This window comes from Phreatobacter sp. GW821-FHT04C01, assembly GCF_059420385.1.
In genome coordinates this window covers 1332632-1347339 of sequence record NZ_JBWKTP010000001.1, presented here as the reverse complement: position 1 = coordinate 1347339, position 14708 = coordinate 1332632, and the positions used below count along the sequence as shown (strand labels likewise).

General features: G+C 65.8%; 11 protein-coding genes. 1 reads left to right on the top strand and 10 read right to left on the bottom strand.

The genetic code is table 11. The annotated features are described in order from the left end of the window. Positions 1–30 precede the first annotated feature (30 nt). The 10 genes from AC07WJ_RS06270 to AC07WJ_RS06225 form a co-directional block, all read right to left on the bottom strand. On the bottom strand, positions 31–1164 hold the full coding sequence (locus AC07WJ_RS06270; protein WP_494933647.1) for a hypothetical protein: 1134 nt from the start codon (positions 1162–1164) through the stop codon (positions 31–33). Positions 1165–1262: 98 nt separating this feature from the next. Further along, on the bottom strand, positions 1263–3890 hold the full coding sequence (gene tssH, locus AC07WJ_RS06265) for a type VI secretion system ATPase TssH (RefSeq protein WP_494933646.1): 2628 nt from the start codon (positions 3888–3890) through the stop codon (positions 1263–1265). A gap of 42 nt (positions 3891–3932) precedes the next feature. Then, complete coding sequence (gene tssG / locus AC07WJ_RS06260; protein WP_494933645.1) at positions 3933–4952, bottom strand: type VI secretion system baseplate subunit TssG; 1020 nt, start codon at positions 4950–4952, stop codon at positions 3933–3935. Next, a complete protein-coding gene (gene tssF / locus AC07WJ_RS06255; protein WP_494933644.1) occupies positions 4949–6913 on the bottom strand; it encodes a type VI secretion system baseplate subunit TssF in 1965 nt (654 codons plus the stop codon). Before tssF ends, tssG begins: the two co-directional genes overlap by 4 nt. Continuing rightward, positions 6910–7476: a type VI secretion system baseplate subunit TssE gene (tssE, locus tag AC07WJ_RS06250; protein WP_494933643.1), complete on the bottom strand. Its 567-nt coding sequence runs from the start codon at positions 7474–7476 to the stop codon at positions 6910–6912. The genes tssF and tssE overlap by 4 nt, the downstream gene beginning before the upstream one ends. Positions 7477–7652: 176 nt before the next feature. Continuing rightward, entirely contained in the window at positions 7653–8132 is a 480-nt protein-coding gene (locus AC07WJ_RS06245) for an Hcp family type VI secretion system effector (protein ID WP_494933642.1), read from the bottom strand. Between the two features lie 105 nt (positions 8133–8237). Continuing rightward, positions 8238–9731 (bottom strand): type VI secretion system contractile sheath large subunit, encoded by a 1494-nt coding sequence (gene tssC / locus AC07WJ_RS06240; protein ID WP_494933641.1) that lies wholly within the window; start codon positions 9729–9731, stop codon positions 8238–8240. Positions 9732–9779: 48 nt separating this feature from the next. Beyond that, positions 9780–10298: a type VI secretion system contractile sheath small subunit gene (tssB, locus tag AC07WJ_RS06235; RefSeq protein WP_494933640.1), complete on the bottom strand. Its 519-nt coding sequence runs from the start codon at positions 10296–10298 to the stop codon at positions 9780–9782. 101 nt (positions 10299–10399) lie between these two features. Further along, entirely contained in the window at positions 10400–11803 is a 1404-nt protein-coding gene (locus AC07WJ_RS06230) for a type VI secretion system protein TssA (protein ID WP_494933639.1), read from the bottom strand. Between the two features lie 92 nt (positions 11804–11895). Then, positions 11896–12450 carry an OmpA family protein gene (locus AC07WJ_RS06225; RefSeq protein ID WP_494933638.1) on the bottom strand — a complete coding sequence of 185 codons (555 nt, stop codon included), beginning with the start codon at positions 12448–12450 and terminating at the stop codon, positions 11896–11898. 389 nt (positions 12451–12839) lie between these two features. On the opposite strand from AC07WJ_RS06225, the gene AC07WJ_RS06220 reads away from it, so the two are divergent. Then, entirely contained in the window at positions 12840–14699 is a 1860-nt protein-coding gene (locus AC07WJ_RS06220; RefSeq protein WP_494933637.1) for a type VI secretion system Vgr family protein, read from the top strand. The last annotated feature ends 9 nt before the right edge of the window (positions 14700–14708 follow it).

Sequence of the window (14708 nt, the reverse complement as noted above, 5' to 3'; positions counted from 1 at the left end):
CTCACCGGCGACCGGAGCCGGCCCGGCCGGTCATTTCTGGTAGGGCACCACGCGCGTCATCGACGGCGGAAAGTCGTAGTCGGCGAAATTGTAACCCTTGCCCAGCGCCTTGAACCATTTCACCGCCGCCTTCTGCCAGGGCTTGGCATCGAGGATCGAGATGCCGTCGCCGACCCCCATCGACAACATGCAGCCCGGATGCGGATTGTTAGCCGAATCGAGCCGGCAATAATTCGGATTGGCCGTGGCCTGCGCATTGGCGTCGACCGCCATGCCCTCGAAGACATGGTGCAGCCCGAGCAGGTGCCGCACCTCATGGGGCACCCGATGCTGCTCGCCGGGCACGCCCACGACCAGCGATGACGACGGGATCTTGTATATCACCATGTTGTTCATGTGGGTCGAGTCGGCCGGCAGCATCGGAAGCGTTCCCGGCGGGGTCTTGGGGATCTTGGTGAACTCGACCGACTGATGTGCGCCTTTCGGGTCCCAGACCGGCACGATGTCGAACTGGCAGTGCAGGTTCGAAATGAAGGTCGCACCGCTGGCGTCGTCGGCGGTGGAAAGCTCGCTGATCCCCGAGGGCGCCTTCAGCCAGAATTTCTCGTTCAGGCTGCGCTTCGCCTGGGCGATGAACTCGACGATGAAGGCATTCCACTCCTTCGCCGTCCAGGCCTGCGTATACCACTTGAAGCCGGACGTATCGGTGACGAAAGGATTGGCCTTGGGGTTGATCTGCTTGAAATGGATACGCAAGGTGACCTTCAGGCTGGCGTTCCAGCTCTTCGACATCCCCTTGGTGTCCAGGGTGACGTCGTAGTCTATGCCCCTGAGCGTTGGCCGCTGCGCGCTCTTTTGCGGCCGCACCGCCAGCTGGAACATGTCCCAGGACGCGCCGCCGGAATCGCGGATATCGACCAGGACATTGCCCGACCGTCGTGGCGTAATGTCGAACCAGGTGATGTCGTTGTCCCGGTCGACCACCGCCTCGGCCCGCGTCGTCACGCCGAATGACGGATCGTTCGGCCCGACCTCCAGGCCATCGGGCAACCCCCAGACACCGAACTTGAAGGCCTGGTTGAAATCGATGGTCTGGATCGTCTTGGAAATGCGCGGCGCACCGTTGTGATAGTTCGGCCCGGACCATTTGACGAAATGCGTCATGACAAATCTCCGATGGGCGCGGTTTGCAGGATGGCGAGGCAAGCAGGCGGTCTTCGGCGCGCCCGGGGTGGCCGCGCCGGCGAGCCGCGAAACACGCGTCAATGCACGTCGAAGACGAAGTTTCCGTCGGCCAGCGCCATGCTCGCGACGGTCCATTCCTTCTTTTCGATCTGCTGGTTGAGGATCCGCCGCGACAGTTCCGGCAGCACCGTGTTGGTCAGCACGTTGTCGATCATCCGCCCGCCGCTGGCCGGGTCGTTGCACAGTCCGACGATCGTCTCGACCACCGCATCGTCATAGGTGAAGGCGGCGCCATGATTGTCCCTGATGCGCCGGCCGACACGATCGAGCTGCAGGCGCACGATGCCGGCCAGCATGTCCGCTGACAGCGGCAGGTAGGGGATGGTGACGATGCGGCCGAGCAGCGCGGGTGGAAACACCTCGAGCAGATCGGGTTTCAGCGCGGCGGCGAGTTTCTCGGTGTCGGCCTTGTATTCGTCCTTGGCGGCAAGATGCATCAGCCGGTCGGTGCCGACATTGGATGTCAGGATGATCAGCGTGTTCTTGAAATCGATGCGCCGGCCGCTGCCGTCCTCCATCACGCCCTTGTCGAAGACCTGGAAGAAGATCTCGTGGACATCCGGATGGGCCTTCTCGACCTCGTCCAGCAGCACCACCGAATAGGGCTTGCGGCGCACCGCTTCGGTCAGCCTGCCGCCCTGGTCGTAGCCGACATAGCCGGGAGGCGCGCCCTTCAGGGTCGAGACGGTATGGGCCTCCTGGAATTCGCTCATATTGATGGTGATGATGTTCTGCTCGCCGCCGTAGAGCGCTTCGGCGAGCGCCAGCGCGGTCTCGGTCTTGCCGACGCCCGACGGGCCGCAGAGCATGAAGACACCGATCGGCTTGTTCGGATTGTCGAGCTTGGCGCGGTTGGTCTCGATCCTTTTGGCGATCATGGCGAGGCCGTGGGACTGGCCGACCACCCGGCGGTTGAGCACGTCGGCGAGCGTCAGCACGGCCTCGATCTCGTCCTTGACCATGCGGCCGACCGGAATGCCGGTCCAGGCCGAGACGACGGCCGCGACCGCGTCCTCGTCGACATGCGGATAGATCATCCGGCCGTCCGCCGGCAGCTCGTCCAGGGCCACGCTGCGCGCCTGCAGCTGCGTGCGCCGCTCCGCGCCGTCATCGGGCGGCGGTGAGGCCGCAAGGCTCGCCCGGAGCGCCAGGATCTCGTCGACCAGGGCCTTTTCGGCGGCATAGCCGGCTTCGGTCGCGCCGAGCCGGGTGGTCAGCGACGCCATCTCTTCATCGATCTCGGCGATGCGCGCGGTGGTGTCCGATCCGAGGTCGGCGTCGTTCTGCAATGCGGCCTTCTCCTTCTCGCGCGCCGCGATCGCGGCGCGCGTGCTCTCGATCGCCGCCGGCGTGGTGGTCTGGCTCACCGCCACCCGGGCGCAGGCGGTGTCGATCAGGCTCACCGCCTTGTCGGGCAGCTGGCGCGCCGGGATGTAGCGCTGCGACAAGGTCACCGCCGCCACCACCGCCGCGTCCGAGATGCGCACGCCGTGGTGCTTCTCCATGGGTCCGAGAATGCCGCGCAGCATGTCGCAGCAGCGCGCGGCATCCGGCTCCTCGATGGCGATCGGCTGGAAGCGCCGGGTCAGCGCCGGGTCCTTCTCGATATATTGCCGGTATTCCGACCAGGTGGTGGCGGCGATGGTGCGCAGCGTGCCGCGGGCGAGCGGCGGCTTCAGCAGATTGGCGGCATCGCCCGTGCCGGCCGAACCGCCGGCGCCGATCAAGGTATGGGCCTCGTCGATGAACAGGATGATCGGCGTCGGCGAGGATTGCACCTCGTCGATCACCGAACGCAGCCGCTGCTCGAACTCGCCCTTCATCGAGGCACCGGCCTGCATCAGCCCGACATCGAGCGCGCAGAGCCTGACGCCGCGCAGCAAGGGCGGCACCTCATCGGCGACGATCCGCTGCGCCAGCCCCTCGACCACCGCCGTCTTGCCGACGCCGGCCTCGCCGGTGAGGATCGGATTGTTCTGCCGGCGGCGCAGCAGAACGTCGATCAGCTGGCGGATTTCGGCGTCCCGGCCGAGCACCGGATCCATGCCGCCGCTCCTGGCGCGCGCCGTCAGGTCCTGGCTGAAACGGTCGAGGGCGGTGGTGCCCTTCTGCCCGCTCGCAGGATCCGGCAGGGTCGCGCCGGCACCGTCCATCGGGCGCATGCTGTCCTCGACCGATCCGCTCCAGATGGCGCGGTGTTCGGCGGCCAGCGTCTCGGCGTTGATCTTCTGGAACTCCGGCGAGATCGCCACCAGGGCACGTCGCAGATCCATCGACTTGAGCGCGGCCAGCAGTGCATGGCCGGTGCGGATCTGCACCTCGCCGAAGAACAGCGTCGCGTAATGCCAGCCGCGATCCAGCAGGTCGACCATGGCATTGGCGACGCCCGGCATCTCGCTCTCGTTTTTGCGAAAGCCGTTGATGGCGGTGAGCGCGTCGGCCGCGAGCTTGCCGCGATCGAGCTTGAAATGATCGAGCGTCAGGCCAAGATCGGTCCGTTCGGCCTGCATCACCTGATAGATCCAGTGCGCCAGCTCGAGATTGCGGTTGCCGGCGGTCTTGGCCTGCCGCAGCGCCTGGATGAAGGCGTCGTAGCCGACGCGGTTGAGCTTGCCGGCAACGGTTTCCAGACTGATATCGGCCATCGGCTTTGTCCTCGTTCGTCCGGTTGAACATGCGGTCGGCGATCATGCGCTGGCAGCGCGGCCTTGCCTCTTGGCTCTCTCGTGCACGTCGAAACGGGCGTCGGTGCGCAAGGTCCCCTCGGCCACCGCCCAATTGGGCGCCATCCAGGAGGTCCAGCCCAGCCGTCCAGTCCGGCCAAGGGTGACCGGCGCGACCTGGCCGGAGGGAATGGCGAGCTCGACATCCCATTCCAGCTCTTCGCCGAGATAGAAGCTGACGAGGTCGTCGAGATGGTCGGCGCGCGGCTTGCCCGGCAGATAGGTCTCGTATTCGGCGAGCGTCGCGGTGAACAGGCGAATGCGGAACTTGTCGGAAATGCTGTAGGTCCGCGAGCCGAGCATCAAGGTGGTGCCGAGCCCGGCATTGCCGCCGCCGAGACGGCTGCGGTCGGCGGGCTCCAGCGTCTGCCAGCTGCCGACGAATTCCTCGATCTCGCAGCGAATGCCGAACACCCCCGAGATCAGCGACCTCAGACGCGAGGCACTCTTGGCCTGCGCGCTCATCAGGCCGGCGAAATGCAGTTTCAAGGCATCTGGAACCGAGCCGAGACCGACCGTGTTCGGCGTGCCGAGGCCGATCGACGAACCGAGATAAACCTTGAACCGGTCTTCCAGCGGCCGGTCGGCCTGGGCGATCGGCCGGACATCGGCCCAGGCCCGGTAGAACAGCTGCAGGAAGCGGTTGTTGAGAAGGTCGATGAAACGGACGAAGGTATCGTCGCCGCGCAGCACATAGCCATTGGCTTCGTCGGTGACGGCGAGCGGCAGGGCGCCCTGCGGGCCGAGCTGGCCGAGGAAGCGCACCGCCAGGCGCAGGCGTCCGGCCGGCGTCAGTTCGGCCTTGCTGAGATTGGAGGCCGGAAAGGTCAGGAACGGATCCTGGCCGAGGCTGACATATTCGCTGCGCAAAGTGGCGCTGTCGCCGATGCGCGGCCGGTCGGGGTGCGCGGCCTCGAGCATGCGCATGACCGCGAAGAAATCGAACATCTCGGGCGTTTCGGTCAGTCCGCCAGGCAGTTTCACAGCTGCCTCCTCAAGCCCAGCCGTGGCGGCCAGCGCATCACCTCGCCGCGCTCGCTGCTGCGGATCACCGTCTGGGTGAACTGGTTGAGATGGCTGTATTCGGCGAAGAAGCGGTCGAGCACCGCGCCGATGAGGAAGATCCCGGAGCCTTCGAAGGCCTTCTCGTCGAAGGTCACGGTAATCTCCAGCCCGCGCGCCACGCTCGCCCCGTCGCGCCGCTGCACGCGGCGCACGACCGGGCGGCTCGCCACCGAGCGGATGCCCCAGATCCGCCGCTCGGCGGTGCCGTCGGCAATGTCGGCGAAGATGAACAGCGTCTCCTTGAGCATGCGCGCGTCACCGCCGGCCTTGTCCTGGACCAGGCCGAGATGGTTGAGGCTCAGCAGGTTGAGCAGGCGCCAGACCGTCGCGCCGGTCGACCAGGTCTCGGTGCGGCCGCGCCGCTGCGACACCACCGGCTCGCGCGGCCGGGTCGGACCGGCGATGCAGCCGACCTCCAGCTCGGTATCGTTGAGCAGGCGGAAATCGCCGCCGCCGGTACCGACCGGCAGCAATTCCGGCAAATGCCGGTTGGAACACAAAGCACGCACCGAGAGCTCGACGAAGCGGTCCTCGTCGCTGGTGCCGAGCGGCGAGGTGATCGCCAGATACATGTCGGTGCCGACATAGTCGGAGGCCGTGCCGTAGCGCCGCTCGGCCGCGGTGCGCCGGCGCGGCAATCGCCGCACCGCATAGGCGAGACGATCGGCCGCCGGGGCGCCGTCGAGCGATGCGCCGTAGAGCGGCGGCACGGCGAGCTTCTCCCGTCCGCCGAGCCGGTGCGCATGAACCGAAATGATCCGGTGCGGCTCATAGTCCAGCGGCCGCCCGCGATCGGGAACCACGTTATATTCGTGCAGCCCGGTCTTGACCGGCAGGCGGTCGGTGGTCTTCTCGAACAGATTGATCGCCGGCGCCGCGTAGAGGGCGAAGACCTCCGGCTTGACGAAGGCGGCAAGCCGCGGATTGACCTCGTCGAAGGCGATGATCACGTCGACGGTCTTGGCCCGCAGCTTCGGCATGATCGAGCCTAAGCCCGTAAGCTCGAAGCCAATGAATTTCCGGGCGAGAACGAAAAACTCCCGCAGCAGTTCGAAGCCGCGGAACGCCCTGGCGTCGTCGGGAAACAGCTGCTCGTCGTCGCCGAAGCCGATCTGCCTGAGCCCGACATCCCGTGCCGGCAATACGACCGGATCGCCGAGCGTATCGAGAAAACGGAAATGGACGGACAGCCGCCGCGCGAAGAGCTGTTCGTAGAGCCCGATGGCGTCGGCTTCCGCACCCAGAATGTGGAACGGCAGGCGGTCGATCCGGCAGCCGGCGAACAAGGCCAGCGGTTCGGCGAGGGCCGCGGCGTCCTCCGGCTCCTCGGCGGCATCCGCGACGGTGCGGTGGCGCAGCGACAGGACGAGGCCGGCCGCGACGCTGCGATCGATCGGAACCCCCATCGACTGCAGCGGCGCCGGCGCGCCGAAATACTGCGCCCGGACGATCTCGAACGGCCAGAGCGTCGTCGCCTGCGACAGGCGGAAGCGGCAGGCGACCTGGCGTTCGCGCTCGACCTGGACGGCGTCCATCGCTTCGCCCGCCTCGATCAGGCGCCCCTCGCGCAGCGCCGGATCGCCGAAGCGCGGACGCATCTGGACGAGCGCGGCCGAGGGTATCGGCGCGAGCGCGTTGGGCAGCAATTGTTCGAGCAGATTGCCGGTGAACTCCGGAAACTCGTGCTTCATCTTCAGCTGCACGCGCGCCGCCAGGAAGGCCGAGCCCTCGAGGAGGCCCGCCACCATCGGGTCGGTCCGTTCGGCGACCAGGCCGCCGAGCCGCTGCGCGATATCGGGATATTCCTCGGAGAACTCCCTGGCCTGCTCGTAGAGCAGCAGCAGTTCCCGGTTATAGAGATCGAGGAATTCACGGTTCATGACACGGCCGCCCGGCTGACACTGACCTTGCGGTTGTCGACATCGACATCGGCGATGAACACCACGGGAACGTCGACCGGTTCGCAGGACAGGTCGCCGCTGATCTCGAGGCGGACGCTGAGCGAGGGTTCGTCGACCCGCACCACCTGATTGATCCGTAGGCTGCCGGCGACGAGGCGCGGCTCGTAGTTGCGAATGGCCTCCTCGACGTCGCGCGCCAGCCGGCCGTCGGCCGCCTGGTCGGCGAAGCGCGAGGTGACCTCGCGCAGGCCGAAATTCAGGATCGAGCGGCGAACCGCGTCGAAGCCGTCGAGATCGACGGCCGATTCCAGGTTGACGGTGTTGACCAGGTCGGCGAGATCGCGCGCCACCTCCTGGCGCAGCGCCGCTTCGGTGATCGGCGGTCTCAGCGAGATCCGGCGGGCGGCGCGGCCCGGCTGCTCGCCCGGTTCTTCGGCCGCGGCGGGGACGGTCCTGGCGGCGAAGACGCGCTCGGCATGGGCGCTGCGGAAGGCATGCATCAAGGGCGGCGAGAGCCTGTCCTTGCGTGCCGAATGTCCCATGACAGCCCCCTTGATGCCTGTGTTGCGGAACGCCAGGACGAACCGCATGCGCGGGCAGGCCCTGCCATCCTGCCTGCGCCGATGCCTGCGACCGCCGCCCGGGACCTGAGCCGACCGAGCCGCGAGCCTTGCGGCCCGCGGCCCGTCGATTTGTGCTCGTGGTCGCCGCGCGCCGGTCAGTTGGTCTTGTTCGCCGCGATATCCCAGGCGACTTCGTTCGGCGGCCCTTCCGACTGGTCCGCCTTCTGGGTCTTGTAGATGACCTTGAAGGTGGCGAAGTTGAGCGCCAGGCTTTCGCTGACGAGGTCGTTGCCGTTCGATCCAGTCACCTGGGACGAGGCCACGACGATGTTCTTCATTTCGATGACGAGATAGTCGACCACCTTGGGGCCGCCCGACTTCCGGCAAATGATCTTGCCGCTGGGAATGTGGTGGGCCTGAAGCGAGAACTTCATCAAGGTCGGCGACGCAAAGTCGAGTTTCTTCATCACGTGAATGTCCTGGACATTCGCCTTGCCCGCGCCGGCGCCGGTCGCGGTGTGCGCCGTCGCCGTCTGGCTCATGCCGAACGACCAGGATTCGATGTCGATCGCATTGGTCTTGATCGCGGATTCACCCTTCACACCATCAAGCTCGAGAAGCATGTCTACGGCCATGAAAGCCTCCTTGTGTGGACGTGTCATCTATAGCGGGCCGGCCCCATGCCGGCTGTGCGCTGAGGCACGTCGCAACGGGCGACGCGCCCAATTCCCGGATGAATTTCAGCTTGCTTTGGCCGGCAGGCGCGACACGAGGCTCAGGCCGATATCCATGCCCTCCAGCTGATAGTGCGGGCGCAGCATGAACTTGGCGTAGTAGTAGCCTGGGTTCTCCTCGTTCTCGATGATCTCGACCGAGGCACCGGCCAGCGGCCGGCGTGCCTTGGTCTCTTCCGAGGAGTTGGTCGGGTCGCCGTCGACGTAGAGGTTGATCCAGTCGTTCAGCCAGCGCTGGAGCTGCGTCTTCTCCTTGGTCGAGCCGATCTTGTCGCGCACCATGCATTTCAGGTAATGGGCGAAACGCGACACCGCGAACATGTAAGGCAAGCGCGACGACAGGTTATCGGAAGCGGTGGCCTCGTCGGTCATCCGCTTCTTCGGCCGATAGACCGACTGCGCCCCGATGAAGGCGGCCTTGTCGGAGTTCTTCCGATGGATCAGCGGGATCAGCCCGGACTTGGCGAGCTCGGCCTCGCGCCGGTCGGTAATGGCGATTTCGGTCGGGCATTTCAGGTCGATGCCGCCGTCGTCGGTCGGGAAGGTATGAACCGGCAGGTTGATCACCTCGCCGCCTGATTCCACGCCGCGGATGCGCGTGCACCAGCCCCATTCCTTGTAGGCCCGGTTGACATTGGTGGCCATCGCATAGGCCGCGCTCATCCAGGCATATTTGTTGCCGTCATGGCCGTCGGTCTCTTCCTCGAAGCCGAACTCCTCGACCGGGTCGGACTTGGCGCCATAGGGCAATCGCGACAGCACGCGCGGCAGGCACAGGCCGAGATAGCGGGCATCGTCGGAATCGCGCAGGCTCTTCCAGGCGGCATAGTCGGGCGTCTCGAAGATCGTCGACAGGTCGCGCGGATCCGACAGCTGGGTCCAGCTGTCCATGCCCATCAGCGTCGGGTGGGCGGCCGAGAACAGCGGGCAATGGGCGCTCGCCGCGATCTTGGTCAGGCTGCGCAGGAGCTGGATGTCGACCGCCTCGTGCGAGAACTGATAATCGGTCACCATGGCGCCGAAAGGCTCGCCGCCGAGCTGACCGAATTCCTGCTCGTAGACCTGCTTGAACAACGGGCTCTGATCCCAGCGCGCGCCCGGATAGCTCCTCAGATTGTTGTTCAGCTCGGTCTTGCCGACATTCATGAACTTGATCTTCAGCGTGGCGTCGGTCTCGGAGTTGAAGACCAGATAGTTCAGCCCGCGCCAGGAGCTTTCGAGTTTCTGGAACTCCGGTGCATGGATGATCTCGTTCACCTGGGCCGAGAGCTTCTCGTCGAGCCGCGCGATCATCTCGTCGATCGTGTCGAGCACGTCGGTCTTGACCAGCGACTGGTCGGCGAGCGCCTCGCGGACCAGGGTGGCCACCGCGCTCTCGACCTCGCTGGCGGCGCGCTCGTTGCGCGGTTTGAAGCTCTGCTTCAGGAGCGAGGCGAACTCGTCGACGTCGCGTGTCGCGGCCCCCGGTTCGGTTGCGACTTTCTGATGGTCATTGGCCATGGTCTAACCCCTTCAAATCGGTGCATTCGCTGCGGGCTGGCGACCGGCTCATTCCTGATCGCCGGCAGGGCCCGCGATGGCGGCGCGGTCGCGCAGCGCGGCCATCAGCGCGGGATCGTTGAGCAGCTCCTTCAGCCGGTTTTCCGCGCCGACCTTGCCGTCCATGTAGCGCTGCAGATTCTTCAGCTGCTCGCGGGCTTCGAGCAGCTTCGCCACCGCCGGCACCTGGCGTGCGACGGCCGTCGGCTTGAAGTCGTCCATGGTCTTGAATTCGAGCGTGACGCCGAGCTTCTCGCTCTCGTCGCCGAGCTTGTTGGCGACGCGAAACGTCAGGCCCGGCTTGATCGCCGCCATGCGCTTGTCGAAATTGTCCATGTCGATGTCGAGGAATTTGCGCTGCGCCACCTCCGGCTTCTCGACCGTCGACGCATTGCCCGAGAGATCGGCCAGCACCCCCATGATGAAGGGCAGCTCGACCAGCTTCTCGGAATTGTAGGGATCCTCGTAGGTGATGTGCACGCGCGGCTTGCGGTTGCGGCGAATGAACTTCTGGCCACTGTCGCTCATGATAAGCCCCCTCTCTTGGGTTTCGAATGCTTTGGGTCTCGAATGCTGGAGAAATTCTCCGGGAGCACGAGCAGGACGAAACGAGCCGCGACCGGGCGGATCTACTCGTCGTTGCTCACGCGAAGATGTGATGCGGGCAGCATTTCTTCGAGGATCGTCAGGAAGTCGCGACCGGCTAGGCCGCGCGCACGGTCGAGCAGCAGAGGCAGCGGACTGGACGGCTCCATCGCGCGGTAGAACTGCGCCACCTGGGCCATCAGGTCGTTGGCCTGGCCGCGCGACTGCAACCGGATGACGGCCGGCCGCGCGGTGGGCGGCGGGGCGGCGAGCCCGGTCTCGGCGGCCTCGGCCGGTGCCGGCTCCGCATCATCGGTGTCCTCGGCACCGCTCTCGTCGGGAAACCCCGCTTCGGTTTCACCGCCGGTCTCATCGCCATTGTCGCCGCCCGACGCCTCCGCCATCTCGAAAGCCGCCAGGCGCTCGATCGGGATGTTGAAACCCGAGGCCTGGCCGACGCGAATGCTGGCGGCCTGGACCGAGTCGGGAACCAGCGTCCGGAAGGCCTCGAGAAACGACATGCCGGCGAGCTGACGGCATTGCCGCACCAGAAGGAGGCCGACGGACGACGGCTCCTGCCGGGCCAGGTAGTGCGCGATGGCGTCCAGCGCCGCCGCCGCCTGGCCGTGATCCGTGACGCTGCCCGATGGCGCGACGGCGGTGTCGTCGGCCGTCGGCGCGGGCGCCGGGCCGTCGAGCTCTCGGCCGGGGTCGCGGCGGCGCAGTTCGACGCCGAGCCAGGCGGCCTGCTCGCCGGCGAGCTTGCGCAGCTTGGGGATCGCCAGGTCCCGGCCCGGCCCGAGATGGGTGGCAAAGCTCGCCGCCATGCGGGCGAGACCGCGCTCCAGCCTGACCAGGTCCGCGTGGCCGGTTTGCAGCTCGTCCAGCTCCGCCCGCTCCAGCGCCGCATTGATCGCGCTCGGCTCGAACACGCTCTCGTTGTCGCGCGGCGCGGCCGCGCCGCTCGCCACCAGATGGTCGCGATATGACAGGCTTCCGAGATTGCGCGACTCGAACAAGGGAACGGATTGCAGCGGCATGACCGTGTGGGGCATGTCGTCGAGCGCCATCAGGATGCCGCGGCGCAGCTCGATATCGGCGCCCTCCGGCATCGGGTGCGCCGTCGCCCATTGCTCTTCGAGCAGCGCCGCCATGACCTCGACCACCGCCGCGAAGTCGTCCAGCTTCCGGTCGAGGATCAGGAGCTTGGCCAGCACCACCAGCACGCGCAGATCGCGGGAGCGGCCAAGCAGGCCCGCGGCCGCCTTGGTTTCGAAGTCGAAATCGATGGTCGTCCGGTCGAACTCCGAAAACACCGGCGGCAGCACGCCTTCGACGCGCGCCAGGAAATTCAGGTGGTCGTCATCCGCCAGGGCATCGAGATCGGGACCGCAAGGGTCGTCCTCGGAAATGGGCGCCGCGAATTTTGCATAGTCGGTGGCGCCCATGTCCTCAACTCATCCAATGCTGCGCAGCCGGCGCTCGGCCTGGCCGGGATAGCCGTGGCGCCGATGGCGCGACGGATTGCTCGATGCGTCGGTTACTGCGCCAGGCGCGTCTCGACACGCCGGTTGGTCGGGTCCATCGGGTCGGGCGTTCTGGGCTGGGTGCTGCCCAGGGCCCGCGCCGAGATGCGCGAGCGTTCGACGCCGCGGCCCTCGAGATAGTTCACCACCGCGCTGGCGCGGCGACGCGACAGATCCATGTTGTGATCATCGCTGCCGCGGCCATCGGTATGGCCCTCCACCTGGAAATTCAGCACGGTCAAGCGCGGATCCTTCAGCGCCTGGGCGAATTCGTTGAGATTGCGCCGGGCCTCCGGGGTCAGCCGGTCGGAATCCAGCGCGAAGTTCACCATCAGGTCGAAGCTCGGCGACGGGCTCGCCTGCCGGCCGCACTCCGCCTCCGTTCCCACGCAAACCGCGCGCGTGCCACCCAGCCCCCTGCTCTGACCGAGAGGAAGGGCCGCCGCCGGGCGCCCTGCGCCGGAAAAACGCTCGATGATCTGATCCGACGTGTAAGCCGGCTGCGCAATCGCAGGACCAGCCACAGTCATCGGTGCCAATAAAACAAAACACCAGAAGATCGGGCGCATGGCACGTTCTCCGAAGCGATTGAATACTGTGCGAGAATGACTCAGACTGCCAGGAGCGTCAATCGAGGGGACGGCGTGGAATATTTGCAAATGAGCAACCATGACGGGCGGTCCTCTGCGAGACAGACATTCGATGCCGTTGATCCAGCCGACGCGATTTTGCGCCTGCGCCGAGCCGTCACAACCGGCTGCGAACACCGGCAACACTGCCACGCCACGCTGGTCGTCGATGTGACGGAACGCACAGCGCGAGGGCCGGATTGTTGCTTGGTTGCAGCTCGGATTTCATGTCGCGCGACGGCGCAGGAGATTTCAGATCGCGGCTCTTCTGAAACAGGCCGGTCGCACCGCCGACGGGCCTCCGCATCCAACCGTCTACGAGGACACTCATGCCGGTCACCCCGACGCAAGACCAACGCCCCGCGCGCCTGACGAGCCCCTTCGGCGGCGACGTGCTCAGCCTCGTCAGCCTCAAGGCGAGCGAGGCGATCAGCGAGCCGTTCGATTATCTGATCGAGGCGGTGAGCACGGAGGCGGGCCTGGATTTCGACAAGGCGCTCGGCCGCAACTGTTGCGTCACCTACCACACCGCCCAGAAGGCCAAGCGCTATTTCAATGGCGTGCTCACCGAGGGCGAATGGCTCGGCAAGCGCAGCGGCCTGCACCATTACCGGCTGAAGCTGCAACCTTGGTTCTCGCTACTCGGCTTCACCGCCAATTGCCGCTTCTTCCAGGAAATGTCGGTCACCGACATCATCAAGAAGGTCTTCAGCGACGCCGGCTTTACCGACTTCATGTTCAAGACCAACGAAAATTACGAAAAGATCGAATATTGCGTTCAGTATCGGGAAACCGATTTTGCGTTTGTCAGCCGCCTCATGGAACATTACGGCATCTATTATTTCTTCGACCATTCGAGCGACAAGCACGAGATGATCCTGGCCGACGGCCGGTCGTCGCACCAGCCGGTCACCGGCCTGGCCACCGTACCGCTGCGCCATCTCACCGACAAAAACTATCGCGACGAGCAGTTCCTGACCGAGTGGAAGCCGGTGCGGCGGTTCCAGACCGGCAAGGTCAGCCTGAACGACTTCGACTACCTGAAGCCCAATGCCTCGCTGCTGGCGGAATCGAGCCAGCCCGGCAGCTATGCCAAGGGCAGCCTGGAACTCTATGACTATCACGCCAGCTACAAGGACCGCGGCAAGGGCGAGAGACTGGCCAAGGTCCGGCTGGAGGCGCGCCAGGCCCTCGACCTCCGGCGCGAATGCGCGGGCGACGCCGCATCGCTGCTGCCCGGCGGCCTGACCACCCTTAAGGACCATTCCGAGAGCAGCGAGAACAAGCAATATCTCGTCGTCTCCTGCACCCACGAGATCGGCGACCAGAACTATGTTTCCGGTGACGCGGCCGATGCGCCGCTCTACACCGGCCGCTACCTGTTCCAGCCCGGCAACCGGCCGTTCCGCGCGCCGCGGGTCACCCCTCGCCCGATCATATCCGGCCCGCAGACCGCCAAGGTCGTGGGCAAATCGGGCGAAGAGATCGATGTCGACGAGCACGGCCGCATTCTCGTCCAGTTCCATTGGGACCGGGACAAGAAGCCGTCGCGCCGGGTGCGCGTCGCGCAGACCTGGTCGGGCAAGTCCTGGGGCGGCGTGGTCATCCCGCGCATCGGCATGGAAGTAGTGGTCGAGTTCATCGAGGGCGACCCGGATCATCCCCTGGTCACCGGCACGGTCTACAACGGCGAAAACAAGCACCCCTACGAGCTGCCCGCCAACAAGACGATGGCCGGCGTCAAATCGCGCTCGTCGAAATCCGACAACGGCTATAACGAGCTGGTCTTCGAGGACAAATCCTCCAGCGAGAAGATCCGCCTGCACGCCGAGAAGGATCTGGAGGCCAAGATCAAGAACGCGGAGACCCGCGAGATCGGCGCGGAGTTTCCGGTGCCGATGGGCAAGGCCTCGCGCAGCACGACGCTGAAGGCCGGCGACGACGAGTTGAAGGTCGAGACCGGCAACCAGACCGTCGACGTCGCCCAGTCCATCAAGATCACCGCCGGCCTGTACCTGGAGCTGGTGGTCGGTGCCAGCAAGATCGTCATGACGCCGGCGTCGATTTCGATCCAGTCGCCGGTGGTCACCATCAAGGGCGACGCCACATTGGCCGCGACCGCGCCGATCACGATGGTCAAGGGCGACGGCGTGCTGACGCTGGCCGGTGCCCTCGTGACCATCAACTGAGCGAGCAGG